Raw genomic sequence first — 17,295 nt, 5'->3', positions numbered from 1 at the left:
TATGGACGGGGTGGTGCCTTCGTTGGGCGCGGTAAACGGCGCAACGCCAAAGAGCGCGAGAGCGGCGGTTGCGGGCCCTTGCCCATCTTCAGACAGGCGACTATAGCGGCCCGGCAGAAAAGCGAGCCCCCGAATAGGCGGGCAAACGTTTGCACTTAAGGGGATGGCGCGCGGGCGCGATTTGCGCTAGGCACCGGCGCGTGAGGGGCGCGTGAGGGGCGGTGGAGGGGCAAAGGGAGGGCAAAGGAAGGTCGGAAAGCGGCCGGACACGGACGCATGAGAGGCATGGCGATTACCTCGCTGGTCATCGCGCGGCGCCATGGCGCCGGCCATCATGCAGCCATGACGTTCCAACCGAGGCGGCCTGGCCGCCACCTGACAGGAGAATCATCATGCAAAGCTTCGTTCCCGCCCCGCTGCTGCGCCACGCGCTGCTCGCCGATGCCGCCGTGACGGGCCTGATGGGCCTGGCCATGGTGTTCGACGCCCCGCTGCTCGAGCACTGGTTCGCCATTCCGGCTTCCTGGCTGCGCTACGCGGGCCTGGCGCTGCTGCCGTATGCCGCCATCGTGGCGTTCCTGGCGACGCGCCCGGCGCTGCCGCGCGCCGCCGTGTGGGCGGTGGTCGCGTGCAATGCGATGTGGGCCCTCGACTGCGTGCTGCTGCTGGTGGGCGGGTGGCTCGCGCCGACCCTGCCGGGACGGGTCTTCGTCATGGTGCAGGCATGGGGCGTGCTGCTGTTCGGCGCGCTGCAGTGGATCGGACTGCGCCGCTCGACGCGCGGCCGGGCGCTTGCCCTGTAGCGCCTCGGCTATGTGCGGTCGGCCACAGACGAAGGCCGGCCGCACCCGCTGCAATGTCGGCTTTGCCAGGGCGGGAGCGGGCCGTGAAGCGTGTGGTGCGAATCGGGTTGATGGCGGTGGCGGGCCTGGCGCTGGCCGCCGGACTGGTGCTGGCCACCGGCGTGGTGCTGGGACAGCGCAAGGCGATGCGCAACATCGCGGTCGACGTGGCGCCGGTGGCCTACCGCTCCGACGCGGCATCGCTGGCGCGCGGCCAGTATCTGTACGAATCGCGCGGCTGCATGGAATGCCACGGCACCGACGGCCGGGGCCGGGTGGTGATCGACGATCCGGGCGGCGTGTTCGTGCGCGCCACCAATATCACCGCCGGCAATCCCGAGATCGCCCGCTATGGCGACCTCGACTGGGTCCGCGCCATCCGCCACGGGGTCGCGCCATCGGGCCGGCCGCTGCTGATCATGCCGAGCGAGGACTACAACCAGCTCAGCGACGAGGACCTGGGCGCGGTAATCGCCTATGTCAGGAGCCTGCCGCCCGGCAACGGCGCGGAGGGCGACGGGCGCGGCGAGGTGCGTCTGCCGCTGCTCGTGCGCGCGCTCTATGGCTACGGCAAGATTCCCGACGCGGCGGAGAAGATCGACCACGGGCGGCCGCCCTCGCCGCCGCTGGCGCCCGCGCCCACGGCTGCCTACGGCGCCTATGTGGCCAACGCCTGCATCGGCTGCCATGGCGCCAATCTCGCCGGCGGAAAGATTCCCGGCGCGCCGCCGGACTGGCCGCCGGCGGCCGACCTGCGCCCCGGTGCCGTGATGCTGCGCTATGGCACGCCGGAGCGCTTCATCGCGATGATGCGCACCGGCATGCGTCCCAACGGCTCGCCGGTCAGCAAGGTCATGCCGTTCGAGAGCCTTGCCAAGATGAGCGATACCGATCTGACCGCGCTCTACCTGCACCTGAAGGCGCTGCCGGTCACGCAGGCCTCGCGCTGAGGGGCGGGGCGCTTCAGCGTCCGCGCTGCGCCAGTGCCGGCTGCGGCTCGCCCATGCGCAGCGCCCATTGCTTGCCGAACGCCATGCCGGGGCGCTCGACCCAGCGGTGCAGCAGCATCGCCAGCCCCAGCGACAGCGCCACGTTGACGCCGAAGCGCAGCAATTGCCAGCCCGGCTGGTCCGGCCGCAGCTCGGGCGTCATGCGCTTGATGCCTTCGATCACGGTCGGATGGACGAGATACAGGGCATACGACAGCTCGCCCAGCCGCATCAGCCCGCGCGGCACGCGCAGCAGGCCGCAATGCTCCGCCGCCAGCGCGCCGAACAGCAGCGCCGCGGCGGGCAGGCCGCGCCCGCTCAGGCTGAAGGTCGGCTCCACCGCCACCACCGACCAGGCAAAGGCCGTCGTGCCGGCCGCGCACAGCAGCGCCGCCACCGCCGGCGTCAGCAAGTCGCGGGTGCGCGCGTACAGCCACGCCAGCGCGCAGCCCATCAGGAACTCCAGCACCAGCGGGTTCGAGATCATCGACAGCCAGGTCGAGGCGAAGGGGTGGAGATGCGTCGGATCCAGGTCGACCGCGCCAAAGCGCAGCCACGGCAGCACGATGGTGGTCAAGCCCAGCACCGCGGCGACCACCCACAGCGCGCGCCGCCGCGCCATCCACAGCGCGAGCGCGAAGATCGCGTAGAAGGCCAGTTCGTAGTTCAGCGACCAGCCCACGTAGAGCGCCGGGTAGCCGTAGTAGGGCGCGTCCGACTGCGCGACCGGGAGGAAGGCCAGCGAACTGGCGAACACCGCCAGGCTGACGGGATTGAGCAGCGCGGCGTGCACCGCCGACATGACCCAGTACGGTGGCGCCAGCCGGCACAGGCGGCGGATCGCGAAACGGCCCGGCGTCTCGGGCGAGGCCGGCGCCAGCACGGCCACCCACGCGATGATGAAGCCGCTGATGACGAAGAACACGTCGACGCCGACATGGCCGCGTTGGATCACGTGCGTGGTCAGCCACGCCAGCACGCCGCCGCCGTTCCCCTCGCCGCCAAGCCGCAGGCCCGAGTGATAGAGCACCACGAAGGCGGCGGCCAGGCCGCGCAGGGCCTGGATGCTGTCGAGGGTGGCGATGCGGCCCGGCGGGCCCGACGCGGAGGGCACGGAAAGTGACGTTGACACTACGCTCGTGGCGGAAGTAATCAGGAAGGGACACGCCCGCGGGCCGCGAAGTTCGGCGCGAAGATGTTTCAAAGTCTGTCTCCCAGGCCGCATCCGGGACGCCACGTGGGGGCCGGGGCACCGCCGGGCGGCGGGAAACTGACTACAGTTTTCGGTGCGTCCCGCCCTTCCGCCAAGGAGCCCGCCCATGATCACCCTCGACATCAACGGCAAGCCGCAGCAGACGGATGCCGACCCCTCCACGCCGCTGTTGTGGGCGTTGCGCGACGATCTGCACATGACCGGCACGAAGTACGGCTGTGGCGTGGCGGCCTGCGGCGCCTGCACCGTGCATGTGAATGGCCAACCGGTCCGGGCCTGCGTCACGCCGATCTCGGCGCTGCAGGGCGCCCGGGTGGTCACCATCGAGGCGATGCCCGACGATCGCGTCGGCCGCGCCGTGCTGGAGGCCTGGATACGCCACGACGTGGCGCAGTGCGGCTACTGCCAGAACGGTCAGGTGATGAGCGCCGTCGGCCTGCTGCGCGGCAAGCGACGGCCGACCGATGCGGACATCGACCGCGCGATGGCGGGCAACCTGTGCCGCTGCGGCGCCTATCAACGCATCCGCGCCGCCATCAAGGACGCCGCGCGAAGGCTGGCCTGAGCGCCGCGGACTGCCATGCGCATGCAACGGCTACAGGCACTGGCGGGCGGCGACGATGCCGCGGCGCCGGCCACGCTCGATCGACGCAGCTTCCTCAAGCTCGCCGGCCTGGCGGGCGGCGGCTTCGCACTCGGCGCGGTGCCGGCGTCGGCCGACCAGGTGGCCGCTGCCGGCGCGAAGGCCGCGCCTGCACCGCCCCAGGCCTTTGTCTCGATCGCGCCGGACAACACGGTCACGGTCGCGGTGAACCGGCTCGAGTTCGGGCAGGGCGTGCATACCGGCCTGCCGATGGCGCTGGCCGAAGAGCTCGACGCGGATTGGCGCAACGTCCGTGCCGTGCTGGCGCCCGCCGGCGACCCGTACAAGGACCCGCTGATGGGCCTGCAGATGACCGGCGGCTCCTCGGCGATCAGGCATTCCTTCCAGCAATACCGCGAACTGGGCGCGCGCGCCCGCGCCATGCTGATCGCCGCGGCGGCGCGGCAATGGGGCGTGGAGCCGGCGGACTGCGTGGCCGCGCAGGGCGTGGTCACCGCGGGCGGCAACCGTGCCACCTACGGCGAACTGGCGCCGGCGGCCATGGAGATGCCCGTGCCGGCCGAGGTCGTGCTGAAGGACCCGGCCCGTTTCCGGCTGGTCGGCAAGCCGGTGCCGCGGCTCGATGCGCGCGCCAAGCTGGAGGGCGCGCTGGGCTTTGGCATCGATGTCGAGATCCGCGACGCGATGGTCGCGCTGGTGGCGCGGCCGCCGCGCTTCGGCGGCAAGGTCGCCCGCTTCGACGGCGACGCCGCGCGCAAGATCAGGGGCGTGGCCGACGTGATGCTGGTGCCGGTGGACGGCGGCGGCACCGGCGTGGCGGTGGTCGCCGATGGGTACTGGCCCGCCAAGCTGGGCCGGGACGCGCTGAAGATCGAATGGGAGGACAGCGGCTCAACGGTTTCCAGCGCGAAGCTGTTCGAGGAATACGAGCGCCTGGCCGGGCTGCCCGGCCTCGTCGCGCTGGCGGCGGACCTGAAGGCCATGGCTGGCGCTTCGCGCAGCATCGAGGCGGACTACCGCTTTCCGTATCTGGCCCACGCGCCGATGGAGCCGCTGAACTGCACGCTGCAGGCCGGGATCGCCGGCAATCGCGCGCAGTCCGTCAAGGCGTGGGTCGGCTCGCAATTCCAGACCGTCGACCGCGCCGCGATCGCGCGCGTGTTCGAGCTCGATCCGGCCCAGGTGACGCTGTACACCACGATGGCCGGCGGCGGCTTCGGCAGGCGCGCGGTGGCGACATCGGACTACGTCGCCGAGGCGGCGCACGTGATGCGCGTCTGGATCGGCAACGGCCACAGCGAACCGCTGAAGGTGATGTGGTCGCGCGAGGACGATATCCGCGGTGGTTACTACCGGCCGCTGCATCTGCACCGGGCCCGCATCGCGGTCGACGACAGCGGGGAGGTGCTGGGCTGGGACCACACCATCGTGGGCCAGTCGCTGCTCGCGGGCACGCCCTTCGAGCGCTTCATGGTGAAGAACGGCATCGACGCCACCATGACCGAGGGCATTGTCGGCAACGACTATGGCTTTCCGCTGCGGCTGGCCGTGCACCATCCCGAGGTGAAGGTGCCCGTGCTGTGGTGGCGCTCGGTGGGCCATACCCACACGGCGTTCGTCAAGGAGACGCTGGTCGACGAACTGGCGCAGATGGCCGGGCAGGACCCGGTGGCCTATCGGCTTGCGCGACTGTCGGGGACGCGCCAGGCACGCCAGCGGGCCGCGCTGGCACTGGCAGTGGCCAGGTCGGGCTACGGCACGCGCAAGCTTCCGGCAGGCCGCGCGTGGGGCGTGGCGGTGCATGAATCGTTCGACTCGGCGGTGGCCTACGTCGCCGAGGTCTCGCTGGCGAAAGGGCAGCCGCGCGTGCACCGCGTCACCGCCGGCGTGCATGCCAACCGCATCGTCAACCCGCTCTCGGCGCAGGCGCAGATCCAGGGCGGCTGCGTGTTCGGGCTGGCGATGATCCGCCCGGGGTTTGCCATCGAGATCGAGAACGGCGCGGCGAAGAACAGCAACTTCACCGACTTCGAGCCGCCGCGCATCGGCGACGCGCCCGTGGTCGACGTGCATTTCGTGCCGTCGGAAGACCCGCCCACGGGCCTGGGCGAGCCGGGCGTGCCACCCATCGCGCCGGCCGTGGCCAACGCGCTGTTCCGGCTCACCGGCGTCCGTCAGCGGCAGTTGCCGTTCGTGCTCGGCTGAATCCGGGGCGCGGCCGACACCGCGTACGGCGGACGGGGACAGGGCCGCGACAGCCTAGCACGCGGCCTTTTGCGTCGATGCGTGGAAAAGCGGGGGTGGTCGGAGGCTGTTGCTGCGAAGCCAAAGCCCGGGCCGGGCCGGGATTCCCCGGTTGATTTCAAGGTGTGCCGCGCTTAATGTAGCAACATGGACGCCAGCCAGGAAAGCACCCTCACCTACGCCCTTCTGACCGAACCCGCCCGGGTCGGCATCTGCCGCGCGCTGCTCGAGGCCGGCGACGAAGGGGTGCCCGCCGCGGACCTGGCGGCCTCGCTGGGCCTGAGCCTGCCGCGCGCGAGCCGCGTCTTCCAGGAGCTGCTGCAGGCCGATATCCTCGCGCTGACCGTCAAGGATCGGCGCGTGGTGTACAGCCTGAAGGCGCGCCGCGCGGTGCGCGAGGCGCTCGGCTACCTCGACAGCTCCGGCCTGTTGTCCTAGCCACGGCGGCCGCCGCGCCGCTCGCTCCCTCGCTTCCGATGCACGCCGAACCGCGGCCCGTCCGCGGTTTTTGCCGTCCGGCGCTCAATGCCGCTCGGTGCCGCTCAGTGCCGCTCAGTGCGCGACGGAGCGGGAAAACACATTGATGACCACCACGCCGGCGATGATCAACCCGATGCCGACGATGGCCGGCACGTCCAGCCGCTGCTTGAACAGCAGCCACCCCACCAGCGAGATCAGTACGATGCCGACGCCCGACCAGATCGCGTAGGCGACGCCGATCGACATGCCGCGCAGCGCCAGCGACAGGAACCAGAACGCCGTGGCATAGCCCGCGACGGTCACCACGCTAGGCCACAGCCGCGAGAAATTGGCGGAGGCGCCGAGCGCGGAGGTGGCGATGACCTCCGCGACGATGGCGATGGAAAGATAGGCGTAGGACAGGGAAACGGTCACCGTTCGGCTCGGCAGGGAAGGAAAGAGGGGCGCGCGCGAGGGGCCGGAGAGGGCCCGCGGCGATGATTTTGCGCGGCCTAGGGTAAACCCTTCTCAAGTTCGTGTCTTGAAAAGGCAATGTGCCGTCCCTATAATTAGCACTCGTCGGGTGAGAGTGCTAACAGCGCCTGCCCGACGTCCCATTTTAATGGCCCGCAGTTCTTGTCGGGTCATTTTTGCGAACCATTGCTCACAAGTACTAAGGAGTCCGTATGAATCTGCGTCCTTTGCACGACCGCGTGATCGTCAAGCGTCTGGACAATGAAACCAAGACCGCTTCCGGCATCGTGATTCCCGACAATGCTGCCGAAAAGCCGGATCAAGGCGAAGTGCTGGCCGTCGGCCCGGGCAAGAAGGACGACAAGGGCGCCAACATCGCCCTGGACGTCAAGGTGGGTGACCGCGTGCTGTTCGGCAAGTATGCCGGCCAAGGCGTGAAGGTGGATGGCCAGGAACTGCTGGTCATGCGCGAAGAAGACATCATGGCCGTGGTGAACAAGTAAGGCGAAGGCCGGACGCCAGTCGTCCGGCGCCAGCCGGGGCATCCCCGAGGCGGGACCCGGCAACTTGTCGAAATACCCCCTGTACCGATTTAGGAGATTCAGAACATGGCAGCTAAAGACGTAGTGTTCGGCGACGCCGCGCGCGCCAAGATGGTCGAAGGCGTGAACATTCTCGCCAATGCAGTGAAGGTGACCCTGGGCCCGAAGGGCCGCAACGTCGTGCTCGAGCGCAGCTTCGGCGGCCCGACCGTGACCAAGGACGGTGTGTCCGTGGCCAAGGAAATCGAGCTGAAGGACAAGCTGCAGAACATGGGCGCGCAAATGGTCAAGGAAGTCGCTTCCAAGACCAGCGACAACGCCGGTGACGGCACCACCACCGCCACGGTGCTGGCCCAGTCGATCGTGCGCGAAGGCATGAAGTACGTTGCCGCCGGCATGAACCCGATGGACCTGAAGCGCGGTATCGACAAGGCTGTCGGCGCCGCCGTGGAAGAGCTGAAGAAGCTGACCAAGACGACCACGACCAGCAAGGAAATCGCCCAGGTCGGTTCGATCTCGGCCAACAGCGACGAAGTGATCGGCAAGCTGATCGCCGAGGCGATGGACAAGGTCGGCAAGGAAGGCGTGATCACCGTGGAAGACGGCAAGTCGCTGGCCGACGAGCTCGAAGTCGTGGAAGGCATGCAGTTCGACCGCGGCTACCTGTCGCCGTACTTCATCAACCAGCCCGAGAAGCAAGTCGTTCAGCTGGACAACCCGTTCGTGCTGCTGTTCGACAAGAAGATCTCGAACATCCGTGACCTGCTGCCGGTGCTGGAGCAAGTCGCCAAGGCTGGCCGCCCGCTGCTGATCATCGCCGAAGACGTCGAGGGCGAAGCCCTGGCGACCCTGGTGGTCAACAACATCCGTGGCATCCTGAAGACCGCCGCCGTCAAGGCCCCGGGCTTCGGCGACCGCCGCAAGGCCATGCTGGAAGACATCGCCATCCTGACGGGCGGCACGGTGATCGCCGAGGAAATCGGCCTGACGCTGGAAAAGGCTTCGCTGCAGGACCTGGGCCAGGCCAAGCGCATCGAGATCGGCAAGGAAAACACCATCATCATCGACGGTGCCGGCGACGCAGCAGCCATCGAAGGCCGCGTGAAGCAGATCCGCGCCCAGATCGAGGAAGCCACCTCGGACTACGACCGTGAGAAGCTGCAAGAACGCGTGGCCAAGCTGGCCGGCGGTGTTGCCGTGATCAAGGTTGGCGCTGCCACCGAAGTCGAAATGAAGGAAAAGAAGGCCCGCGTGGAAGATGCACTGCACGCGACCCGCGCAGCCGTGGAAGAAGGTATCGTCCCCGGCGGCGGTGTGGCCCTGCTGCGTGCCCGCGCTGCGATCTCGTCGCTGACCGGCGACAACCCCGACCAGAACGCCGGCATCAAGATCGTGCTGCGCGCCATGGAAGAGCCGCTGCGCCAGATCGTGCTGAACGCCGGCGAGGAAGCCTCGGTCGTGGTGGCCAAGGTCATCGAAGGCAAGGGCAACTACGGCTACAACGCCGCTTCGGGCGAGTACGGCGACCTGGTGGAAATGGGCGTGCTGGACCCGACCAAGGTGACCCGCACCGCGCTGCAGAACGCTGCCTCCGTGGCCGCGCTGATGCTGACCACCGACTGCGCCATCGCCGAAACGCCGAAGGAAGAGTCGGCACCGGCAATGCCGGGCGGCATGGGTGGCATGGGCGGCATGGACGGCATGATGTAATTGCCGGTCCGCCTTCCGGCGACCAGTAGCTGGCAGTAACGAAACCCCCGCGGGTGCGAACCCGCGGGGGTTTTTTCATGGCGTTGCCGTTCGGCGCGCGTCCCGGACGCCGGGGCCGCTCAGAGCTCCACGACCTTGCACCAGTCGAAGTGCGTGTTCTCGGCCGCGCCGCTCTGGCGGTGGATGTAACCGCGCGGGTTGCAGACCACACGCGCATCGTCGAGCCGGTAGTCGAAGCTCGTATGGGTGTGGCCATGCACCCAGAGGTCGGCCTGCGCGACGAGGTCGGGCCGGCGGGACACGAAGCCCGCGGACACCAGATCGTGGGCATAGCGCGGGTCCAGGCTGCCGATGTCGGGCGCATGGTGCGTGACCACCACGGTCTTGCCGTCGAACGGCGTGGCCAGCTGCGCGGCCAGCCAGGCCGTGGCGGCCTCGTGGCGCGCCAGCGCATCGGCCGGCGCGAAGCGCCGCTTGCGGCCGGCCTCGTCCTCGATGCCGATCATCCGGTGGTCCAGCATCACGTCGCGGCAGGCGAGCATGCTGGCCTCGCGCCGGTCCGCGCCGAACAGCATGTAGTCCGTCCACCAGGTGGTGCCGATCACGCGCACCGGCGTGCCGCCGCGCGGGGTGAAGGTCGCCACCCCACCGTTGAGCAGGCGTACCCGGCGCGTGGCCTGCTCGGCGGCCGCCATCAGCGCGTCGGCGTGGTGGAACGTGGTCTCGTAGTACTCGTGATTGCCGGGTACGTAGATCACCGGGCAGTCGAAGGTCAGGGCGGCCCAGTCGATGCCCGCTCCGCCGTTGGCGATGTCTCCCGCGAGGATGACGAGGTCCGCGGGGCAGTGCGGAATGTCGGCGGGGCGGTTGTGCTCCAGGTGCAGGTCACTGAGGATTCGAATCCGCATCGGCTCTCCATGCAGGGCGTGGGCTGCATGGCAGTGTTCAGCAGGCCGGGCGCGCGGTCAAGCGGGCCGGCAGGGGCGCGGCACGCTGCCGCGCCGCGGCGGGTGACAAGGCACGGCGGCCGCGGCGGCCGGGCGGCGGCACCGTCTATGCCAGGCTGTCGTGCTGGCGGTCGCCGCGCGCAGGCTGGCGCGCGTCCCGGTGGCGGCGCGCGCGCCGAGGGTGACCGCAATGCCGTCCCGGCGACGGGCCAGCCGTACCGTGGAAAGCGGGCAGGACGTGCGCGCCGCGATTTGGCCGCCGCGATGTCTGTTCGTGGTCATGATGCTAGCTCCCCGTTTGTTGCCCTGGGCAGCGCGGGGTGCTATCCCCGGTGGCAGGACGTTTTGTGGTTGTGCCGCGCCGGTCGGCGGCGCGTTGGGCGCTGTGGGGAAGAACGAACCCGGGCACGGCCGACTGGATGTCGGCCGCCCCCGGTTGGAACGCTCGGATGCACCTCCCGGCGCCATCCGATCTCAGTGACGCGCCCGCCGGCTTGCCGGCTGGCACCATCGCGCCGCGACGGTTCACCGCTGAGCGGCTTATTCTTTCGCGTCGGACGCCGCGGCTCGATTTGTCCTCCCCAGGAAATCCAGTCGCGTCCTGAACACAGCGTGCTCCCTGTCATCGCCGTCGCGCCGCTGCGGTCGCGCTGGTGTGGGCCATGTCTTGTCGCCCTGGCCTGGCGCCTCACTTCCCCGGTTTCCATGCACGTCGTCGTCACCGTCGCCATCTTTTCGCGCCCGTTCCGTGTCGGCGGTGGTGGAGGGCCTCGTTGGAACCCCTTCAGGTTGTAACGATGCATAGAGCGACGAACGTGCCATCGACCATAAGTCCTTGAATTTCTGGCCGATCTCTTTCGCCGGCTTGTTACAGTGCCGATGGGATGTAACAGGATGTTTCCTTGGCGTTACGACAGGCCGTCACTTTTATGACCGTAGCGGCATGTTCACATGACGGTTTTGTGATTCGGGGGCGGCTTTGGCACTTGCGGAGTGGACGGAATGTCACGTAAAAACCCGTCTGGCCGGCCTCGGCGCATGGCGGCTGCGAAGCGTCCAAAAGTCGCGCGCCGCTGCCGCCCGGCACGTTGGTGGAAGAGCGTCGAGGTTGCACGTCTGATACTGGGCGAGGGTCCGCCGCTCCGGTGGCAAGAGCGGTCCAAGGGACGGCCAGCGACGTCGCCGGGCAGCGCGCGCCGCATGGACACGGCGCAAGCCGCCAGATGGCGTAGGAAAATGCGCCCGCCCGCGCGGCGCCCCGCGCACAGCGCGAGGCCGGCCTCGTCCAGTTGGATGAGAGGCGGGAACTTTCGGTCTCGCAGAAGCGTGGGCCGAACCCGGTTGCATCATCGATACAAGCGCCAAGACCAGCGCCGATGCGGGCGCGTCGGCCGACCATTCGAACAGGGAGAAAACAACAATGAACGACACCGCATTCGCCAGCGATTCACCCGCCGGCGCGGAACCGATGTCCGCCACCGCGGCAAATGCCGCTCCCCGGCCGCTGCGTATGGCCTTTACCGGCTCCGGGTCGGAGTATTTCCGCATCTGGATCGTCAACACGCTGCTGACGATCGTCACGCTGGGCATCTATTCGGCCTGGGCCAAGGTGCGCACGCTGCAGTATTTCTATCGGAACACGCGCCTCGACGGCGCGACGTTCGACTACCACGGCCGCCCGCTCGCGATCCTGAAGGGGCGGGCCATCGTGCTAGTGCTGGCCGTGCTGTTCCAGTCCAGCAGCCAGGTTTCCCCGTGGCTCACGGTGGTGCTGGCGCTCGCTCTGGCCGTGGCCTTTCCGCTGCTGCTGGTGCGCTCGCTGCGCTTCCGCATGGCCAACTCCAGCTACCGCGGCCTGCGCTTTTCCTTCTCGGGCGGCGACCGCGACGGCTATCGGGTCATTCTGCTGTGGCCGCTGCTGACCATGTTGTCGCTCTATACGTTGGCGCCGCTCGCGCACCAGCGCTTCAAGCAATTCCAGCACGGCCACACCCGCTTCGGCACCGCGCCGTTCGCGTTCTCGGCCACCGCGCGGCAGTTCTATGTCATGTATCTCGGCGTGGCCGGCGTGGTGATCGGCATCGCGGCCGCGTTGCTGCTGCTGCAGGCCGTGGTCGCGGGCGCCCTGGGAACGGGTGCGGCGGTGCATCCCGCCGGCGCGGTGGCGGCGCTGATGCTGGCCATCTTCGCGGTGGGGCCGGTGTTCGGCGCGCGGCTGCAGAACCTCGTGTGGAACCGCACGACGCTGGGGCCACATACGTTCCGCAGCGAGGTCAATGCCGGCCGCCTGTTCCTGATCCACGTGACCAACCTGTTGGGCATCGCGCTGACGCTGGGTCTGTTCCTGCCGTTCGCGCGGGTGCGCGCCGCGCGTTACCGCCTGCAGGCCGTCACCATGATGGCCGCGGGCCCGCTCGACGCCTTCGTGGCGCAGGAAACCGCGCAGGTAGGCGCGCTGGGCGACGCCGCCGCGGACTGGTACGACATCGATATCGCGCTCTGATCGCGCCCATGACGCAAGACATGCAAGGCCCACCGTCCCAGGCCGCGGCATCCGCCGCACCTGTCGCACCCGTCGCCGCCACGTACTTCGACGGCAAGTCGTCCCGCGCGCATGCCGTCACGGTGTCCGTCGCCGGAAAGACGGCGGTGGTGGAGTCGCTCGATGGCCGCGAACTGCGCCGCGCGCCGCTGTCGGCGCTGCGCGTGTCCGAGCGCGTGCGGCGCGCGCCGCGGCTGGTGACGTTCGACGATGGGGCATTCTGCGAGATCCACGACCATGCCGCGCTCGACGCGCTGCTGGCGGCCACCGGTCACCGCGAGGGCTGGGTCGCGCGGGCGCAGAACAGCTGGAAGCTGGTCGGCATGGCGCTGGCCGGGCTGATCGTCGCGCTGCTGCTCGGCTACTACGTGCTGCTGCCGTGGACCGCCGCCGCGGTGGCGCTCAGCGTGCCGGCCGCAGTCGAGGCGCGCCTGGGCGAGGCCACGCTGCGAAGCCTCGATGAAGGACTGCTGACAGCCAGCACCTTGCCGGCGGCCCGGCAGCAGCAGATCCGCGCGGCGTTCGCCGCGCTGAGCCTGCCGGCGGACCCGGGCCACGACTATCGGCTGCTGTTCCGCCAGGGCGGCCGGCTCGGCGCCAATGCCATTGCGCTGCCCGGCGGCACCATCGTCATCACCGACGAACTGGTCGCGCTCGTCGGCAGCGGTGCCGGCCTGCTGGGCGTGCTGGCGCACGAGGCGGGCCACGTCGCCGGGCGCCATGGCCTGCAGCAGGCGGTGCAGGCGTCGGCGATCGGGGCCTTCACCGCCTATGTGTTCGGCGATGTCTCGACGCTGCTCGCGGGCGTGCCGGCGGCCCTGCTGACGCTGCGCTACTCGCGCGACCACGAGCGCGCCGCCGACGCCTATGCCGTCGACGTCATGCGTCGCAACCGCTTGCCGGTGACCGCGCTGGCGGACGTGCTGGAACGACTGGAGCGGCATCACCGCGGCGATGCGGCGGCCGGCGCCAAGGACAGCCAGGCAGCGGACGAGGGCAGCTTTTTCTCCACGCACCCGCTGACGCGCGAGCGCATCGAGGCGCTGCGCGGCGCCGCCGCCACCGGCCGTTAGGCGGACGCCGCGTCCGCGGCACTACAGCACGATCGGGCGGTCGTCCAGTTCGTTCGGATTGTGGCCGTGTTCGTCCACATGCGGGAAGTGGTGGGCGAGCAGATCGTTGATCTTGCCCACCGTGGCCAGGACCGGCTCGATGGACAACCCGGCGGCCAGTCCGCGCGCCAGTTCATCGCACAGCGCGCGCCAGGTCGCCTTGTCGACGCGCGCGTCGATGCCGCGGTCGGCCAGCAGTTCGACGGCGTGGTCGGCGAGGTTGATATAGAGCAGCACGCCGGTATGGTCGGCGGTGTCCCACAGCTCCAGCGCCGCGAACAGCGCGCGCGCCCGTTCGCGCGGCGTGGTGCCGGACCATGCGAGCGACACCGGCATGCTCGACTCGATGACCACCCGCACTTCGCCGTGGTGGCGCGTTTCGCCAGCGGTGATGGCCTCGTGCAGCCGGGCGAGCGCCTCTTCGGGGAAATGCCTGCCGGCGGTGCGGGGCGAGGTGCGCAGATGGCGCCAGGCGCGGGCGATGGAGGGCATGGTCGTGCTCCGTCGGGTTACCAGTTGCCGGAGGCGCCGCCGCCGTCGAAGCCGCCACCGCCGCCGCCGCCGAATCCCCCGAATCCGCCGCCGCCACCGCCGCGATGGCCGCCACCCCAACCACCGCCCAAGCCGCCCAGCCCACCGAGGCCGCCGAGCCCACCGGCCGCGGCGTCCCAGCCGCGCCCGCGGCCGCGCCCGACCACGATGCCGCGGCCGCGCCGGCGCGAGGCGGAGACAAAGAAGAACAGGATGATGGCGAGCGGGAACAGCACCGGCACCCAGTCGGACAGGTCGTCCTGTTGCGCCGCCCGGCGTGGCTGCGGGCCCGGCAGCGCTTCCTTGTCGATGGTGGCCTGGATGGCCGAGATGCCGGCCGCGAGGCCGCCGTAGAAATCGTTCTGGCGGAAGTGCGGGGCCATCACGTCCTGAAGGATGCGGCGCGACATGGCGTCCGTGAGCGAGCCCTGCACGCCGCGTCCCACCTCCAGCCGCATCTTGCGCAGCCCCGCGGGATTGTCCTTGGCGATCAGCACGATCACGCCGTCGTCGATGCCCTTGCGTCCGGCGCGCCAGGCGTCGGCCACGCGGATGCTGTAGGCGTCGATGGTTTCCGGCTCGGTGGTGGGCACCATCAGCACGAAGATCTGGCTGCCGCGCCGCTGCTCGTATTCGGCCAGCACGCTCTCGAGCGCGCCGCGCTGGTCGGGCGACAGCGTGCCGGTCAGATCGGTCACGCGCTGCGTCAGCGCCGGCACCGGCACGAAGCCGTCCTGCGCCCGCGCCGTGTGCGGCAGCAGGGCGAACAGCCACAGCAGCAGGGCCAGCACCGTCCAGCCCGCCGGACGGGCCGCTCGTGCGAATGCGTGGCGCATGGGCGTGCCCGTCGTCAGAACTTGACCGCAGGCGGCGTCGAGATGGCCTTCTCGTTCTCGACGGTGAACGACGGCTTGACGTCGTAGTTGAACATCATCGCGGTCAGGTTGGTGGGGAAGCTGCGGGCCAGCACGTTGTAGTCGCGCACCGCCGCGATATAGCGCTGGCGCGCCACGGTGATGCGGTTCTCGGTGCCTTCGAGCTGCGACTGCAGGTCGCGGAACGCGGCATCGGCCTTGAGCTGGGGGTAGTTCTCGGCCACCGCCAGCAGCCGCGACAGCGCGCCGCTCAGCTCGCCCTGCGCCTGCTGGAAGCGCTTGAAGGCCTCGGGGTCGTTCAGGGTCTCGGGGGTGACCTGGATGCTGGTCGCGGTGGCGCGGGCGCGGGTCACGGCCTCGAGGGTCTCGCGCTCGTGCGAGGCATAGCCCTTGACCGTGTTGACGAGATTGGGAATCAGGTCGGCGCGCCGCTGGTACTGGTTGATGACCTCGCCCCATGCCGCCTTGACGTTTTCGTCCTTGGCCTGGAAGTCGTTGTAGCCGCAGGCGGTCAGCAGGCTGGCGAGGCACGCCAGCAGCAGCCCGCGGAATACCCGGTCAAGTACGGCGGTGGCGCGGGCGGACGACGACAGGGAAGGGGACGCGTGCATCGGTGACTCCGGAAATCATCGGAACGCCAGTGTAGCGCACGCTCCGCCGGCTTCCGGAGTCGGCGGCACCGGGCGCGACCGGTTTCCGCCGGGGCGTCAGCCGGCCGCGAACGCCTTGCGGGCCGCCTCGATGGTCGCGTCCAGGATCGCGTCGTCGTGGCATGCCGAGACGAAGCCCGCCTCGAAGGCGGACGGCGCCAGATACACGCCCTCGGCCAGCATGGCGTGGAAGAAGCGGTTGAACCGCGCGGTATCGCATTGCGTCACCTCGGCGAAGCTCGCCGGCACGCCCTCGCGGAAATACAGGCCGAACATCCCGCCGATGGCATCGGCGGCGAACGGCACGCCGGCGGCGCGCGCGGCGCCGGCCAGGCCATCGGCGAGCTTGCGGGTCTGCGCGGCGAGGCGGTCGTGGAAACCGGGCGCCTGGATCAGCTTCAGCGTGGTCATGCCGGCGGCCACAGCGAGCGGATTGCCCGACAGCGTACCCGCCTGGTACACGCTGCCCAGCGGCGCCAGGCGGGCCATGATGTCGCGCCGGCCGCCGAAGGCCGCCGCCGGCATGCCGCCGCCGATGACCTTGCCCAGGCACGTCAGGTCGGGGGTGATGCCGTAGTGGGCCTGGGCCCCGCCGAGCGCCACGCGGAAGCCCGTCATCACCTCGTCGAAGATCAGCACGGCGCCGTCGCGGCTGCACAGCGCGCGCATGGTATCGAGGAAGGCCTGGCTAGCGCGCACCAGGTTCATGTTGCCCGCCACCGGTTCGACGATGACCGCGGCGATTTCGCCGGCGTGCCGGGCGAAGGCTTCTTCCAGCTGCGCGACGTTGTTGTACTCGAGCACCATGGTGTGGCGCGTGACGTCCGCGGGCACCCCGGCCGACGACGGCGCGTTCTGCGTGGTGTCGGCGAAGGTGAGCAGGCCCGAGCCGGCCTTGACCAGCAGGCTGTCCGCGTGGCCGTGGTAACAGCCTTCGAACTTGACGATCAGGTCGCGGCCGGTGAAGCCGCGCGCGAGCCGCAGCGCGCTCATGGTGGCTTCGGTACCGGAAGACACCAGCCGCACCTGTTCGATGGACGGCACCAGCTTGCAGATTTCCTCGGCCATCTCGATCTCGGCCTCGGTCGGCGCGCCGAAGGAGAAGCTCTGCGAGGCCGTGCGGCGCACCGCCTCGACCACCTCGGGGTGGGCGTGGCCGACGATCATCGGGCCCCAGGAGCCGATGTAGTCGATGTATTGCTGGCCGTCCGCGTCCCACATATAGGCGCCCTCGGCCCGCGTGATGAAGCGCGGGGTGCCGCCCACCGAGCGAAAGGCCCGCACGGGCGAATTGACGCCGCCGGGAATGGTTTGCTGGGCGCGGTCGAAGAGCTGTTGGTTTTTGGACATGTGGTCGCGGAGTCGTGAAAAGTGGGAGGGGGCCGGTCGGCCGCCGGGTGCGGCGGATGGAGGTCCACGCCGTCAAACGGCGCGCAACGACCTGACATCTGCCGTCGAACAGGCGCCAAGTTTGCGCCAGCGCAACCCGTGCGGCTGGCGTGCCGGGCGCCGTTTCTGTACCATCTGCGCTGATTTTAATAGAGAGTCGACGACTGCCTGC

At 69.6% G+C, this 17,295-nt stretch carries 16 protein-coding genes; 9 read left to right on the top strand and 7 right to left on the bottom strand.

Translation table 11 applies throughout. The annotated features are described in order from the left end of the window. Window positions 1-392 precede the first annotated feature (392 nt). Together LDO27_RS12540 and LDO27_RS12535 are read left to right on the top strand one after the other, a co-directional pair. Window positions 393-803 carry a hypothetical protein gene (locus LDO27_RS12540; protein WP_222201690.1) on the top strand — a complete coding sequence of 137 codons (411 nt, stop codon included), beginning with the start codon at window positions 393-395 and terminating at the stop codon, window positions 801-803. Between the two features lie 83 nt (window positions 804-886). Continuing rightward, window positions 887-1,792, top strand: a complete 906-nt coding sequence (locus LDO27_RS12535; protein WP_224042079.1) for a c-type cytochrome — start codon at window positions 887-889, stop codon at window positions 1,790-1,792. 13 nt (window positions 1,793-1,805) lie between these two features. Here the strand turns inward: LDO27_RS12535 and LDO27_RS12530 are convergent, their stop codons facing one another. Then, window positions 1,806-2,963 (bottom strand): acyltransferase family protein, encoded by a 1,158-nt coding sequence (locus LDO27_RS12530; RefSeq protein ID WP_224042077.1) that lies wholly within the window; start codon window positions 2,961-2,963, stop codon window positions 1,806-1,808. 187 nt (window positions 2,964-3,150) lie between these two features. Between LDO27_RS12530 and LDO27_RS12525 the strand changes: the two genes are divergently transcribed. The 3 genes from LDO27_RS12525 to LDO27_RS12515 all read left to right on the top strand — a co-directional run bounded on the left by LDO27_RS12525 (window position 3,151) and on the right by LDO27_RS12515 (window position 6,330). Beyond that, the gene (locus LDO27_RS12525; protein ID WP_224042075.1) at window positions 3,151-3,609 is read left to right on the top strand and encodes a (2Fe-2S)-binding protein; all 459 of its coding nucleotides are present in this window, start codon (window positions 3,151-3,153) and stop codon (window positions 3,607-3,609) included. 15 nt (window positions 3,610-3,624) lie between these two features. Further along, a complete protein-coding gene (locus tag LDO27_RS12520; RefSeq protein ID WP_224042073.1) occupies window positions 3,625-5,853 on the top strand; it encodes a xanthine dehydrogenase family protein molybdopterin-binding subunit in 2,229 nt (742 codons plus the stop codon). A 186-nt stretch (window positions 5,854-6,039) separates the two neighbouring features. Beyond that, entirely contained in the window at window positions 6,040-6,330 is a 291-nt protein-coding gene (locus tag LDO27_RS12515) for a winged helix-turn-helix domain-containing protein (RefSeq protein WP_222201686.1), read from the top strand. Window positions 6,331-6,444: 114 nt separating this feature from the next. Here the strand turns inward: LDO27_RS12515 and LDO27_RS12510 are convergent, their stop codons facing one another. Next, a complete protein-coding gene (locus LDO27_RS12510; RefSeq protein WP_224042541.1) occupies window positions 6,445-6,774 on the bottom strand; it encodes an SMR family transporter in 330 nt (109 codons plus the stop codon). Window positions 6,775-7,037: 263 nt separating this feature from the next. On the opposite strand from LDO27_RS12510, the gene groES reads away from it, so the two are divergent. Then, window positions 7,038-7,328 (top strand): co-chaperone GroES, encoded by a 291-nt coding sequence (gene groES, locus LDO27_RS12505; protein ID WP_222201685.1) that lies wholly within the window; start codon window positions 7,038-7,040, stop codon window positions 7,326-7,328. A gap of 105 nt (window positions 7,329-7,433) precedes the next feature. Further along, window positions 7,434-9,077, top strand: a complete 1,644-nt coding sequence (gene groL, locus LDO27_RS12500) for a chaperonin GroEL (protein WP_222201684.1) — start codon at window positions 7,434-7,436, stop codon at window positions 9,075-9,077. 119 nt (window positions 9,078-9,196) lie between these two features. Here the strand turns inward: groL and LDO27_RS12495 are convergent, their stop codons facing one another. After that, window positions 9,197-9,985, bottom strand: a complete 789-nt coding sequence (locus LDO27_RS12495; protein WP_222201683.1) for a metallophosphoesterase — start codon at window positions 9,983-9,985, stop codon at window positions 9,197-9,199. 1,459 nt (window positions 9,986-11,444) lie between these two features. Here LDO27_RS12495 and LDO27_RS12490 point away from each other — a divergent pair. Next, window positions 11,445-12,527 (top strand): YjgN family protein, encoded by a 1,083-nt coding sequence (locus tag LDO27_RS12490; protein ID WP_377747186.1) that lies wholly within the window; start codon window positions 11,445-11,447, stop codon window positions 12,525-12,527. Window positions 12,528-12,547: 20 nt separating this feature from the next. After that, the gene (locus LDO27_RS12485; protein WP_224042538.1) at window positions 12,548-13,639 is read left to right on the top strand and encodes a M48 family metallopeptidase; all 1,092 of its coding nucleotides are present in this window, start codon (window positions 12,548-12,550) and stop codon (window positions 13,637-13,639) included. 21 nt (window positions 13,640-13,660) lie between these two features. Here the strand turns inward: LDO27_RS12485 and LDO27_RS12480 are convergent, their stop codons facing one another. The 4 genes from LDO27_RS12480 to hemL form a co-directional block, all read right to left on the bottom strand. Next, window positions 13,661-14,170, bottom strand: coding sequence for a TPM domain-containing protein (locus tag LDO27_RS12480; protein ID WP_224042071.1), 510 nt, complete (start codon window positions 14,168-14,170; stop codon window positions 13,661-13,663). A gap of 17 nt (window positions 14,171-14,187) precedes the next feature. Further along, window positions 14,188-15,045, bottom strand: a complete 858-nt coding sequence (locus LDO27_RS12475; protein WP_224042069.1) for a TPM domain-containing protein — start codon at window positions 15,043-15,045, stop codon at window positions 14,188-14,190. 14 nt (window positions 15,046-15,059) lie between these two features. Next, window positions 15,060-15,695, bottom strand: a complete 636-nt coding sequence (locus LDO27_RS12470) for a LemA family protein (protein WP_222201679.1) — start codon at window positions 15,693-15,695, stop codon at window positions 15,060-15,062. A gap of 96 nt (window positions 15,696-15,791) precedes the next feature. Beyond that, a complete protein-coding gene (gene hemL, locus LDO27_RS12465; protein ID WP_222201678.1) occupies window positions 15,792-17,084 on the bottom strand; it encodes a glutamate-1-semialdehyde 2,1-aminomutase in 1,293 nt (430 codons plus the stop codon). Between the last annotated feature and the right edge of the window lie 211 nt (window positions 17,085-17,295).

It is taken from the genome of Cupriavidus respiraculi (assembly GCF_914271545.1).
In the GTDB taxonomy this organism is placed as follows: Bacteria; Pseudomonadota; Gammaproteobacteria; order Burkholderiales; family Burkholderiaceae; genus Cupriavidus; species Cupriavidus respiraculi.
This window is presented reverse-complemented; position numbering and strand designations above follow the sequence as displayed.

Coding starts and splice junctions, on each gene's coding strand:
- hemL (WP_222201678.1), bottom strand. CDS start 17,084: ATGTCCAAAAACCAACAGCTCTTCGACCGCGCCCAGCAAACCATTCCC.
- LDO27_RS12495 (WP_222201683.1), bottom strand. CDS start 9,985: ATGCGGATTCGAATCCTCAGTGACCTGCACCTGGAGCACAACCGCCCC.
- LDO27_RS12515 (WP_222201686.1), top strand. CDS start 6,040: ATGGACGCCAGCCAGGAAAGCACCCTCACCTACGCCCTTCTGACCGAA.
- LDO27_RS12540 (WP_222201690.1), top strand. CDS start 393: ATGCAAAGCTTCGTTCCCGCCCCGCTGCTGCGCCACGCGCTGCTCGCC.
- LDO27_RS12480 (WP_224042071.1), bottom strand. CDS start 14,170: ATGCCCTCCATCGCCCGCGCCTGGCGCCATCTGCGCACCTCGCCCCGC.
- LDO27_RS12475 (WP_224042069.1), bottom strand. CDS start 15,045: ATGCGCCACGCATTCGCACGAGCGGCCCGTCCGGCGGGCTGGACGGTG.
- LDO27_RS12490 (WP_377747186.1), top strand. CDS start 11,445: ATGAACGACACCGCATTCGCCAGCGATTCACCCGCCGGCGCGGAACCG.
- LDO27_RS12470 (WP_222201679.1), bottom strand. CDS start 15,695: ATGCACGCGTCCCCTTCCCTGTCGTCGTCCGCCCGCGCCACCGCCGTA.
- LDO27_RS12520 (WP_224042073.1), top strand. CDS start 3,625: ATGCGCATGCAACGGCTACAGGCACTGGCGGGCGGCGACGATGCCGCG.
- groES (WP_222201685.1), top strand. CDS start 7,038: ATGAATCTGCGTCCTTTGCACGACCGCGTGATCGTCAAGCGTCTGGAC.
- groL (WP_222201684.1), top strand. CDS start 7,434: ATGGCAGCTAAAGACGTAGTGTTCGGCGACGCCGCGCGCGCCAAGATG.
- LDO27_RS12485 (WP_224042538.1), top strand. CDS start 12,548: ATGCAAGGCCCACCGTCCCAGGCCGCGGCATCCGCCGCACCTGTCGCA.
- LDO27_RS12525 (WP_224042075.1), top strand. CDS start 3,151: ATGATCACCCTCGACATCAACGGCAAGCCGCAGCAGACGGATGCCGAC.